Origin of the sequence: Clostridium sp. 7_2_43FAA (assembly GCF_000158375.2) — a bacterium.
GTDB lineage: Bacteria > Bacillota > Clostridia > Clostridiales > Clostridiaceae > Clostridium > Clostridium tertium.
In genome coordinates, this window is sequence record NZ_JH815222.1 from 2,538,754 (window position 1) to 2,551,641 (window position 12,888).

Consider the following 12,888-nt stretch of genomic DNA (forward strand, 5'->3'; position numbering starts at 1 on the left):
TTTAGATTTTTTAGTGCTTATACAAGATTTTCAAGAAAATAGTCCTATAATTCAGCTTTGCTGGATTATTCCATTAACTCTTTCACTTTTTAACTCTTAAATTTTCCAATTACAAAAAGGGGGTTTTAAAATTGCAATTAATTACTACTAAAGGCATCACTGCTCCTCAAGGTTTCCTTGCATCTGGAATTCATTGTGGCCTTAAGAAAAATAATTTAAAACTAGATTTAGCACTTATTTATTCAACTGTCCCAGCTACAGCTGCTGGAGTATATACAAAAAATAAAGTTAAAGGAGCTCCTATTTATATAACTAAGGATCATTTATCTAATAAAAAAGCTCAAGCAATAATAATAAATAGTGGAAATGCTAATACATGCAATGGAGATGATGGATTAGTAAAAGCTAAAAGAATGACTGAAATTCAAGCAAGGGCTCTTAAACTTAAAACAGGTGATGTTCTAGTTGCATCAACAGGTGTTATAGGAATTCCATTAAATATAGATGCTATAAAAAATGGAATTCCTATGCTTACAGATAGATTATCAAAGGATGGCTTTAATGATGCTGCTACTGCAATAATGACAACTGATACTTATAAAAAACAGCTATCATTAGAATTTACGATTGATAACAAAAAAATAACTATTGGAGCTATGGCAAAAGGTTCTGGAATGATAGAACCTAATATGGGAACTATGCTATCTTTTTTGACCACAGATTTGAATATTTCTGGAGAGCTACTTCATGAAGCTTTAAAGGAAAGTACAAAAATAAGCTATAACAGAGTAAGTGTAGATGGGGATACAAGTACCAATGATATGATGTTGATACTAGCTAATGGATTAGCTAACAACAAGACAATTAAAGAAAAAGATTCTAATTATTATTTATTTCTCAAGGCACTAAACAAAGTTAATATAGCTCTTGCTAAAATGATTGCCAAAGATGGTGAAGGTGCAAGTAAGCTTATTGAATGTATAGTTTATAATTGTAAATCAGCAAAAGATTCAGAAATCTTATCTAAAGGAGTTATAAACTCTCCTCTTGTAAAAACAGCAATGTTTGGTAGTGATGCTAATTGGGGAAGAATATTATGTGCTCTTGGTTATTCAGGGGTTAATATTGATCCAAACAAAATAGATTTAACATTTGAAAGCTCTGTAGATAAAATTGATGTTTGCAAAAGTGGTAAGGGACTTTCCTTTGATGAAGTCAAAGCAAAAGAAATCCTATTGCAAGATGAGATTACTATCCATATTAACATGAATGATGGCAACTTCTCCTCTACTGCTTGGGGATGCGATTTAAGCTATGATTATGTAAAAATTAATGGTGACTATAGAAGTTAACTGGGGGTATAAAAGTTTTGAATTATTTTGAACATGCAAAAGTATTAACTCAAGCACTTCCATATATACAATCATTATCAGGTAAAATAGTATTAATAAAATATGGTGGAAATGCTATGACTAGTGATGAGCTAAGGAAAAGCGTTGCAACTGACATAGTCTTATTACAATGTGTAGGAATAAAACCTGTTATAGTTCATGGAGGTGGACCTCATATATCAGAGTTTATAAATAAAATAGGTGAAGAAAGTAGATTTATAGATGGTCTCCGTTATACGGATGAGAAAACTATAGAAATAGTTCAAATGGTTCTAGGCGGTAAAGTAAATAAAGACATAGTAAGCTTAATAGAAAGTGTTGGTGGAAAAGCCCTTGGCTTATGTGGCATAGATGCTTCTTTTATAAAAGCAAAAAAATTAGAAGGCTCAGTTGATCTCGGGTTTGTAGGTGAAATAACATCTATCGATACAACTTTATTAACTACTTTATTATCATCAGGATACATTCCTGTTATAGGATCAGTTGCAACAAATGAAGATTGTACTCAAACTTACAATATTAATGCAGATATCTGTGCATCTAAATTAGCTTCAGCACTAAAAGCTGAAAAATTAATGCTACTTACAAACGTTCCTGGATTAATGATAAATCCAAATGATGAAGCTACATTAATCTCTTCACTAAGACTACATGAAATAAAAAAAATACAAATGGATGGAATAATAAAAAGTGGTATGATTCCTAAAATTGATTGTTGTGTAGAAGCCATAAGAATGGGAGTAAAAGAAGCACATATAATAGATGGCACTCTCCCCCACTCAATACTTCTAGAACTACTTTCAAAAGAAGGAATAGGAACGATGATATATTAAAAGTGAAAGAATGAAAGAATTTATAAAATAACTTGACTATGTAAAATTATAAAATTAAATATGTTATAAAAATACTAGTATTTTTATCTCCTCTAATTTCTTCATTATTAATTCTTTAATTTTTCTCATTACTATTAAGGGGGTTTTTATATGTCTAATAATTTATCTTTAATGTCAACTTACTCTTACTTGCCTGTGAATTTAATTAAGGGCAATGGCTGTATGCTTTATGATGATAACGACAATGAATATATAGATTTTGCAAGTGGAATTGGGGTAAATAGTCTTGGATATTGTAATTCTGAATGGACTAAAGCAATTTCTAATGCTGCATGTAATTTGCAACATATATCAAATATTTTTCTTAATGAAAGCACTTTAAAATTAGCTGATAAAATAACTAATCTCTCAGAAATGAGTAAAGTATTTTTTTGTAACTCTGGTGCTGAGGCTAATGAAGGTGCTATAAAACTAGCTAGAAAATATAGTTTTGATAAGTATGGAGCTAATAGAAATAAAATTCTTACATTAAGGCAATCCTTTCACGGCAGAACTTTAGCAACTTTAACAGCAACTGGACAAGATAAATTTCACAACTACTTTTTCCCTTTTCCTGATGGATTTGATTATTTTAAGGCAAATGATATAAATCATTTCATTGATAAATTATCTAATGATGTTTGTGCTGTTATGATGGAAGCAATTCAAGGTGAAAGTGGAGTTTATCCTTTGGATCATGAATTTGTTAAAGAAGTTTATAAAATATGTAAAGAAAGAGATATTCTTTTAATATTTGATGAAGTTCAATGTGGAATAGGAAGAACTGGGAAACTATTTGGCTATCAACACTTTGATATAAATCCAGATATAGTTACTATTGCTAAGGGGTTAGGTGCTGGTTTACCTATTGGAGGTTTTTTGTGTAATGAGAAATTATCAAATGTTTTTAAACCTGGTGATCATGGTACAACATTTGGTGGAAATCCAGTAGCTTGCTCTGGTGCCTTAGTTGTTTTAAATATCATTTGTACAGATTCTAAATTAAAAGAAATAGCTGAAAATGGTGAATATCTCATATATCTACTCAAAAATATAAATTCAAATTTAATTAAAGAAGTTAGAGGCAAAGGACTAATGGTAGGATTAGAACTAAAAATACAATCTTCAGAAATCCAGCAAAAAGCACTAGAAAAAGGACTTTTAGTATTAACAGCTGGCCCAAATGTAGTTAGACTACTTCCACCTTTGATAATATCCAAAGAAGAAATAAAAAAAGGAATAGATATAATTAATGAAATAATAAGTAATGCATAATATCAATTGATAATTATCCATTATTAATTGTCAATTATCAATTGTATAAATAGGGGGTTTTTATGAATAAAGATTTATTGAAAATGGAGGACTTATCTAAAGATGAAATTCTTGATATTTTGAATCTTGGGGATCAATTAAAATATGAATTAAAGCATGGTATTAAGCATCATCATCTTGAAGGAAAAACTCTTGGTATGATATTTGAAAAATCATCTACCAGAACAAGGGTTTCTTTTGAAGCTGGTATGTATCAACTTGGGGGATACCCATTATTTTTAAGCTCAAGTGATTTACAAATAGGCCGTGGTGAGCCTATTCAAGATACATCTAGAGTATTGTCTAGATATCTAAATGGCATAATGATAAGAACATTTGCTCAAGATGAAGTAAATAGCCTTGCTGAATCTTCTAGTATTCCAATAATAAACGGCCTTACTGATGACGAACATCCTTGCCAAGTTTTAGCTGACTTAATGACTATTAGAGAAAAGAAAAATACTTTTGATGGCTTAAAAGTAACTTATATAGGTGATGGTAATAATATGGCCCAATCACTTATAGTTGGTTGCTTAACCGTTGGAATGAATATTTCTTTAGCCATTCCTCAAAATTATATGGTTAAAGACTATTATATAAAAAAAGGACAAGAACTTTCTAAAAATAATAATTTAAATTTTATTATAGTTAATAATCCTGAAGATGCTATTAAAGATGCTGATGTAGTTATAACTGATGTATGGGCTAGTATGGGAAAAGAAAATGAAGTTAATAAAAGACTAGCTGACTTTTCTGCTTATCAAGTAAACTCTAAAATTATGTCTTTTGCTAAAGATGATGCTATAGTTCTTCACTGCTTACCTGCTCATAGAGAAGAAGAAATAACTGAAGAAATACTAGAAAAGCATGCAGATACAATTTTTGAAGAAGCTGAAAATAGACTTCATGTCCAAAAAGCTATTTTAGTTAAATTAGTAAAGTAAATTTTTAAAAAAGTCTAAGATATTCCATAAGTATTTCTTAGACTTTTCATTTTATATTTTTATTTATATAATAATCTATACTGTCACAATAATAATATGTCGAAACAATATTATACTTCACTAGCATCAATCAATATATAATTAATATATATTAATTATATAAGAGGTGCATTATAAATAGGAAGTTTATCTTTATTATCTTACTACTTATAACTCTCACAAATATATTTACAGTCTATCACTTATCAAAAGCTAAAAATAAAATATCAGCTTTAGAATATGATTTACTAAATTTCAAAAATGAATCAGATAAAAGCAATGAGCTTTATGACTTAAGAAATCAGCTGGATAATATGCTTCACATTACTATTAACTCTTTAATTCAAAAAGACTTTCAAACAATTCAAAATAACTTCTATAAAAACTGTGAGTTCACTGGCTCCTCCATAATATTTAATCATGAAGAAACAAATAAAAATATTAAATTTATTATTCCAGATACTGATATAAATTTAAGACAAAGAGCTTTTGATTTAATATCAGAAAATGAATATATTTCTATTTATGAAATCCTAGATTCTGGATACAAAAATGAACCAAAATATTCTGATAGAATATATACACTAAATGTTAAGTTTATCTTTGATAATACCTCTTGGAAAATTGCTTCAATATCTATTGATGAATAACTATTATTATAATTAAAATATATTATAACAAATTCTCACTATATACCATTTATTCCATTATATCTCCATAAAACTTGCCAATATTCAATATTTATTGTAGGATATACACTATCATAAGAATATTATATGAGCAATACCGTATAATTTAATGTAGCCTTTGCTTAGTTTTAATTGGAGGTGTATATTTTTGACAAAAAAAGCTTTATTATCTGTTGGTATGATTTTGTTATTACTTTTCAATAATAGCAATATAGTATTTGCAGACCCAAACTCTTCGGACACCCAAGCTATCCAAGAGAATAAAGTTAAATATGAACAACTAGATGATGAAACTATGGAATTAGATGCTGAAATTGGTAAGTTAAATATAGAAATAGACAATTTAAATAATCAATTGGCTAAAAATAATTCTGAAATAGAAGATACTGAAAATGAAATAATTACTATTAACCACAAAATTGAAGAAGCAAAGCTAGAAATTGAAGAAACACAAAAAACCATAGATGGACGTGTTCGTTCCATGTATAAAAGTAATATGGCTACAGATATGATTGTTTACTTAGTAACTTCTGAAAATATTTTTGATATGCTTGATAGAGTACAAGCTATAAGTAGAATAATTTCAGTTGATAAACAAATGATTATTGAAATAAATGAAAAGAAAGAAACTCTTGATAAAAATGCAAAAGAAATTGAAAAAAAACAATCTGACCTAAAAAAGCTTAAAAAATCAATTGAAAGTAGCTTAGGTAAAGTAAACAATAAAAAAGAAGAACAACAAAAACTTTTAGATGATTTAAATTCTAGAAAAGATGAAATAATGAGTATAATTGAAGCTAATGAAGAGAAGTTAATTTCTCATCCATTATCAATTATAAATTCAGATTCTGCATCAATTTCTGAAGTTCAGGACGCAGTTAACACATTACAATATATGTTACCTCAACTTAATAGTGATTATGTTATAGGATTAGCAAATGATGCAATTGCTTTAGGTAATGAAAAAATTGCTTTAAGTGAAACTCCACCGCCAACTTCCAATTCTCTGGGGGATGTCAGTAATAGTAATAATTTAGCAACTTACTCTATGACTGCTACAGCTTATACTGGAAATGGATTTACTGCAACAGGTCTTAAACCAGTGCGTGACCCTAATGGACTAAGTACAATTGCAGTTGATCCAAGTGTAATTCCTCTAGGATCAAAGGTCCATGTTGAAGGCTATGGATATGCAATAGCTTCTGATACAGGTGGTGCTATTAAAGGTAACAAAATAGACTTATATATGAATTCTGAAGCAGAGTGCCTTTCATTTGGAAGAAGAACGGTTACTGTTACTATTATTGCTTACCCTGGACAGTGGTAATATTTAGTTAAGCAAAAAGGATAAAGTTAAATAGTTAGTGATACAATTCAACTATGTTGAATCATAAAAATTTAAAAAGTGACAAATAGGACAGTAGCTAGATTTATGTAAAACTAATCTAGCTACTGTCCATTTTTTATCGAAAGTGCTTTCTAACAGTTGTAATTTAAGTTTTGCATAGCAAAACCTTCTCAACTTTTCACTCTTAACTTTTCACTAAATAAATTGTTGCGCAATTTATTTCTCTAAGTAATTAATAACATGTTTTATTATCATATTGATGCTTCCATCACCATTTCTTTGTATCTCAAATCTAGTATTATCATGATAAGCCTCTTCATTTATATATAAATCTATATCTTTATCGATTTTTAATCTTACTCTTTTTAATTTTTTTTCAACCCATTGCTTATCTATAGCAACTTCTTCTTCCAAACCGTGACTTTTTACGAATGTTGAAAAATCATTTATAACTTGTGGATTCTCTTTAAATAGTTCATTGGAAAGCTCATCTATATTTATAGTATCCTCTTCTTTTAGTTTTGCTTTAACAGTAGTCCTTATTCTCTCTGCTTTATCTGCATCTTCTACTATGTTACTTCTAGTCCAATTTTCAGCTGCTTTTAGGAATGTCTTAGTCATATCTCTTTCACTACTAATTATTGAACATCCTAAGAAGTTGCTTATAAAGTAATTTGCTCCATATTCTTCTTCATCTTTACTTTTTTTCTGCTTATCTATAACCATTAAATCATATCTTTGATTTTCTCTTATAGGTTTAATAAAAGCTGCTTTTTGTATCCTTTGACTACTACCCGGAAGCCCTGCTGATTGTGGAACTATATCTATTCCTATTTTATTTTCTTTAAACCCAACTTGGTGAGTAAAATTCTTAACATAATCCATCTTAAGTATCCCAATCATTGGCCCTTGATCTGTAATTAATGAAACTACTATTAAATCACATGAAGGGATATTTACGTTAGCCTTCATTATTATAAATAATTGTCTTGCAAGTTCCTGTGATAGTCCAATTAAATTATTATCTATCCCATTTAAATAATCTTGAACTACTTCTTTTACTATATTTCTTTCTGGATTAAATACGGCATACTTTAACTCCTCATCTTTAAAACACTTTTCTATATGCTTATAAAGAAACTTATATGTATCTTCATTTAGTTCAAGTTTATATTCATTTAAGACTGGTTCCTCGCCATTAGAATCAACAATATGTATAACAGCCTCTTGTATATTTATATCATTTATATATTCCATTAGTACACCACCTATAATATTTCAAATAATTTTGCTATATAAGTTGCAATAATTTTGCAACTTATTAATTTAATATTTTTCTTCAAAATTAAAATGAATCTTCAATTAGATTTATTACTTCTTCTAAATTATTTAGCTTTTTAAATGCTAATTTTTCGATATCTTCACTAGGATTTTTTAAATCAGGTATAATAACTGGAGTCATTTTTGCCCTACTTGCAGCTATAGTTCCAGCTTCTGAATCTTCTAGTACCATACATTGATTTGCAGGTATATCTAGTTTTTCTGCAACCCTTAAAAATACTTCTGGATTTGGTTTAGATTTTTTAACTTCATCTCCACATAATATATAGTCATAGTAATCATATATACCTGCATCCTTTAAAAGTTTGTATGCTATCTCCCTATTTGAAGATGTAGCAACTGCTTTTTTTATATTTTTATCAGTTAAATATTTTAATAGCTCTTCGATACCTTTCTTTTTTTCTACTTCACCATTCATTATTTTAGATAAATAAATATTATTTCTTTCCATTATATAATTATCAACATTTATTTTATTTTCAAACTCATTATGTAAAGTATTTCTAACACTTTCATGATTAGTTCCCAGTAATTTATATAATAAATTTAAATCAAAATCTATATTAAATTCCTTTGCAGCTTCTTTCCATGACTCATAAGAAAGTCTTTCTGTATCAAATATTAATCCATCCATATCAAATATTACTAGTTTTAAATTTTCCATTACACTTTTCCTCCAGTCATTTCTTCATTATATATTCTATAATAAAATCTATCAATTTTTAACCTTTTATTTAACTTATATTTTTTATTAACTTATATCTATCTATAAAAAAAGGATTTATACCCTTTAAGCTTAATCTCAAAAAGAATATAAATCCCATTTTTTATATTTAATTTATCTTTTACTTATACTTGTGTTTTCTTTTTTTTAAATACAAATATACCTGCTGCTATGATTAATATTCCGATAGCGCCTAATACTATAGGTGAATTTCCCCCTGTACTTGGTAAATTAGAATTACCTTTTCCAGATTCGCTACCGTTATTTACATTACCATTATTGCTACCCCCGTTATTTGTATTATTACTATTTGTAGTTGTATCTTCTTGATTTTTATCATCCTCTTCGTTACCATTTCCAGCCCCATTTCCATTATTTCCTGGGTGTGACCCCTTTAACTTAAGGCCTTCTATTGCATCACTTAAAGATTTTACAGCCTCATTTACAATACCTTGTTCTGTAACTGCTATATTGTTATTCACCATAACATCATGAGCAGCACTTAAAGCTTTATTTAGATTATCTAAACTTTCGCTAGTATACTTACTTTCATCTATAGCTTCTGCTTTCTTTATTAATGATTCAAGATCACTCTTATCTGCAGCTTCTATTAAAGCCTTTACTGCATTGCTTAATCTTTCTAAAGCATTGTTAACTTCTTCTTGAGTAGCTTCTTGATTTTCTTTTACTAACTTAGCTGCTTCTATTGCTGATAACAACTCTGATTTACTATTTTCAGTATATAAATTCAAGTTAATTTTTTCAGCTTCAATAATAGTCTTACATAATTCACCCTTCTCTGCTTTTAATTCTAAATTCATCATTGAATTATATAATGCTTCATAAAGCTTATATACATCTATTTCAGATGGTTCTTCTGTAGCTAAAATATCTTTAGCTGCCTTTAAAGCATTTTTGAATTCTTCTTGTCCCTTACTTAAGAATCTATCTAGATTAATAGCTTCAGCCATATTTACTAAATCGGATAAATTATCCTTATCTCCTACTGGAATACCTATTTTCTTATATTCAACTAAAATATCATTATATGCCTTTGCTATATCTTTAATACTTGCATCTTTATTTGCATATACAGCTTTTGCTGAGTCCAATGCTTTATTAAATGAAATTTTAATTTCTTCTTCTATATCTTCTAATATTCCTTCTTCAACTTTAGTATTAGCAGCTTCTATTGCCTTATTTAAATTAGTTTTATCTAATTTTACTAAACCTTCTTTAGCTGTTAATAATTCTTCTGTTGCTAAAGTTAACTCTTCTCTATTAGCTTCACTACCTTTTTCAGCTATCTTAATAGCATTTTCATAAACTTCATTAAACTTGCTCCAAGAACTAGTTTGATAATGTATATGTTCCCCTATATCTTGTCCTTCATCAACTATTTTCTTTGATTCATTAATAAGAGTCTTTAATGCTTCTAACTCTGTACTGTAATCTGGTAATTCTATCGGATTCGCTCCAATAGCTACTAGTCTTTCATTAAATTTAATTATTTCTTTTCTATTCTTTTCAACATCTAATCTTCTAACTGCTTCTTCAGCATAATCTAAATTTAAATCTGTTGGTCTTTCTTCAGCTCTTGTAATAGCTGTATCAATCTTTGAATAAACAGATTTTAATACTGATTCTCCTAAATAGCTTGTAGGATTATATAATTTTAAGTTTTCAGACACCATTTGTGCAATATTAGCATCTACTGCATCATCATTATTATGAATTATAGATTCATAAACAAGAGTTGGTATTGTACCAAGTGTTGCTGTAGTAAATTTATTTCCTACAAAAGTATTTGCATTTATAGTATTATCTATGACTGGTGAGTTAATTTTGTTAGTTAATAAAACAACTACTAAATTACTTTCTGGATCTATAACAGTTAAAGTCCCTGTCCATCCTTGGTGTCCAAAGGTATTACTAGATGACTGTGTACCAAAGTACCATACTCTACCGTTATCTCCTTCTCTCCACCAACCTAATCCCCATGTTGGACTAGAAGCTTTTCTCTTTGTAAATTCCTCTACAGTATTTTTAGAGAAAAATTTATTATCTCCATATCCACCATCATTTAACATAACTTGTGCCAATTTAGCTAAGTCTGCTGCATTGGCAAATAAGCCTGCATGTCCAGAAACTCCATCCATTGAATAATAAGCTTTTTCATCATGAACTTCACCTTGAAGTGTATAATCACGAATATTTTCAAAGCTTATAGCACCATCTCTTGTATTTCCATTAAGTTCTGTTGCTGCTATATTTTCTTTTGCAAATCCCTTTTCTAATGGATTATAAACTATGTTATTTAATCCTAATGGCTTATAAAATGTATTTTCAACATACTCATCTAAAGCCATTCCTGTAACTTTTTCTACAATCAATCCAAGTAACATATAATCTACATCAGAATAAACTGTCTTTGTTCCAGGTTCATATTGTAATGGAGTCTTTAAAATCATTTCTTTAGTCGTTGCCTTATCTTGTGAATACAAAGGATTATCCACATTTTGATCTGGCTTTTGAGTTTCTTGATTGAACTTATTATTATGATATTGTGGATCTGCTGGGAATCCAGCTTGATGCTCTAATATATGCTGTATTGTTAAATTAGCTTTTCCCTTTATTGGATCATTTTCTCCATCTATAAACTCTGGGAAGAACTTAGTTATTTTATCTGATAAATTTATTGTTCCATCACTTACTAACTTTTGAATAGCATAATTAGTTGAATACATTTTTGTATTTGATGCTATATCATATAGTGTTTCTGTTGTAACCTTTGGTGAATCAGTTTTTGGTGTTCCATCTTGATTATAAGCATTTACTGTTCCATAAGCGCTGTTTTTTACCATGACACCGTCTTTAATAACTGCTAATTGAGCACTTGTAAATCCATTTTTAACATCATTATTTATTAAAGTGTCAATTAAATCTAAGGTATTTTTATTCATACCAACAGATTCTGCACTTCCATCTATAACTTCAGGGTATGGTATTTTCACTGATATTCCTGACTCAACTTCAGTGTTTTTAGGATCTATATTTGTAACTTGGATAGTATTTCTTCCATTTTTAGCAACCATTGAATAATCTACTTCGAATGTTGAGCCTGAATTACTACAAATTTCTGTAGTATCCATTTCAACTCCATTTATAAAGATTCTTGCTGATGTAACTCCTGGATTAGCTTTAATATATAGCTTTCCTTGATTTTCATATCCATTGAATGTATATAAGTTATTTACTATTAAAGTATCATCAACATATCCTAAGCAATCTGGGAAAGCAATATCTGCTTGCCATTCCGCACTTGGATCTCCACTTAACTTTGTGAAAGTAATTTTAGATAAATCTACTGAAGCTTCTTCACCTACTGAAATATTATTAATTCTTCTATTAAATTCATCTATAATGTCTTTATCTTTAACTAAAGTCTCAAGTTCCTTTACTGATTCCTTAGCATAGTCAACTGTAGATTTTACTTTGCGCTCTTCTGCTCTTGTAACCATTGTTTCAACAATAGAACAAGCTGATTTTAAAACTGCTTCTCCTTGGTAATTAGAAGGATTATAAAGTTTTAACTTTTCAGTTACCATAGTTGCAAGATTAGCATCTACTGCACTATCATTACCATGCTCAATAGAATCGTAAACAAGTGTTGGTATTGTACCAAGAGTTGCTGTAGTAAATTTATTTCCAACAAAAGTATTTGCATTTATAGTATTATCTATAACTGGTGAGTTAATTTTATTAGTTAGTAAAACAACAACTAAATTACTTTCTGGATCTATAACAGTTAAAGTCCCTGTCCATCCTTGGTGTCCAAATGTATTACTAGATGACTGTGTACCAAAGTACCATACTCTACCATTATCTCCTTCTCTCCACCAACCTAATCCCCATGTTGGACTAGAAGCTTTTCTCTTTGTAAATTCCTCTACAGTATTTTTAGAGAAGAATTTATTATCTCCATATCCACCATCATTTAACATAACTTGTGCCAATTTAGCTAAGTCTGCTGCATTGGCAAATAAGCCTGCATGTCCAGAAACTCCATCCATTGAATAATAAGCTTTTTCATCATGAACTTCACCTTGAAGTGTATAATCACGAATATTTTCAAAGCTTATAGCACCATCTCTTGTATTTCCATTAAGTTCTGTTGCTGCTATATTTTCTTTTGCAAATCCCTTTTCTAATGGATTATAAACTAT

The 12,888-nt window shown here is 29.0% G+C and carries 9 protein-coding genes; 6 read left to right on the forward strand and 3 right to left on the reverse strand.

The features are described 5' to 3' along the window. Positions 1 to 131: 131 nt before the first annotated feature. The 6 genes from argJ (at position 132) to CSBG_RS19005 (ending at position 6,576) form a co-directional block, all read left to right on the forward strand. Entirely contained in the window at positions 132 to 1,352 is a 1,221-nt protein-coding gene (argJ, locus tag CSBG_RS13410; RefSeq protein ID WP_035285418.1) for a bifunctional glutamate N-acetyltransferase/amino-acid acetyltransferase ArgJ, read from the forward strand. A 17-nt stretch (positions 1,353 to 1,369) separates the two neighbouring features. Continuing rightward, complete coding sequence (argB, locus tag CSBG_RS13415; RefSeq protein ID WP_035285420.1) at positions 1,370 to 2,224, forward strand: acetylglutamate kinase; 855 nt, start codon at positions 1,370 to 1,372, stop codon at positions 2,222 to 2,224. Positions 2,225 to 2,374: 150 nt separating this feature from the next. Continuing rightward, entirely contained in the window at positions 2,375 to 3,538 is a 1,164-nt protein-coding gene (locus CSBG_RS13420) for an aspartate aminotransferase family protein (protein ID WP_008680353.1), read from the forward strand. Between the two features lie 62 nt (positions 3,539 to 3,600). Then, entirely contained in the window at positions 3,601 to 4,521 is a 921-nt protein-coding gene (gene argF / locus CSBG_RS13425) for an ornithine carbamoyltransferase (protein ID WP_008680354.1), read from the forward strand. Positions 4,522 to 4,874: 353 nt separating this feature from the next. Further along, the gene (locus CSBG_RS13430; RefSeq protein WP_008680355.1) at positions 4,875 to 5,210 is read left to right on the forward strand and encodes a hypothetical protein; all 336 of its coding nucleotides are present in this window, start codon (positions 4,875 to 4,877) and stop codon (positions 5,208 to 5,210) included. A gap of 187 nt (positions 5,211 to 5,397) precedes the next feature. Continuing rightward, on the forward strand, positions 5,398 to 6,576 hold the full coding sequence (locus tag CSBG_RS19005; RefSeq protein WP_008680357.1) for a 3D domain-containing protein: 1,179 nt from the start codon (positions 5,398 to 5,400) through the stop codon (positions 6,574 to 6,576). Positions 6,577 to 6,813: 237 nt separating this feature from the next. On the opposite strand, the gene CSBG_RS13440 is transcribed toward CSBG_RS19005, so the two are convergent. The 3 genes from CSBG_RS13440 to pbp4b form a co-directional block, all read right to left on the reverse strand. After that, positions 6,814 to 7,854, reverse strand: a complete 1,041-nt coding sequence (locus CSBG_RS13440) for a nucleoid-associated protein (RefSeq protein ID WP_008680360.1) — start codon at positions 7,852 to 7,854, stop codon at positions 6,814 to 6,816. 88 nt (positions 7,855 to 7,942) lie between these two features. Beyond that, positions 7,943 to 8,602, reverse strand: a complete 660-nt coding sequence (locus CSBG_RS13445) for an HAD family phosphatase (RefSeq protein WP_008680362.1) — start codon at positions 8,600 to 8,602, stop codon at positions 7,943 to 7,945. 185 nt (positions 8,603 to 8,787) lie between these two features. After that, a partial coding sequence (pbp4b, locus tag CSBG_RS17805; protein ID WP_051005291.1) for a penicillin binding protein PBP4B occupies positions 8,788 to 12,888 on the reverse strand: 4,101 nt, incomplete at its 5' end.

Excerpts from the sequence above, each read along its gene's own strand:
- CSBG_RS13420 (WP_008680353.1), top strand. The coding sequence starts at position 2,375 with ATGTCTAATAATTTATCTTTAATGTCAACTTACTCTTACTTGCCTGTG.
- argF (WP_008680354.1), top strand. The coding sequence starts at position 3,601 with ATGAATAAAGATTTATTGAAAATGGAGGACTTATCTAAAGATGAAATT.
- CSBG_RS13430 (WP_008680355.1), top strand. The coding sequence starts at position 4,875 with ATGCTTCACATTACTATTAACTCTTTAATTCAAAAAGACTTTCAAACA.
- CSBG_RS13440 (WP_008680360.1), bottom strand. The coding sequence starts at position 7,854 with ATGGAATATATAAATGATATAAATATACAAGAGGCTGTTATACATATT.
- CSBG_RS13445 (WP_008680362.1), bottom strand. The coding sequence starts at position 8,602 with ATGGAAAATTTAAAACTAGTAATATTTGATATGGATGGATTAATATTT.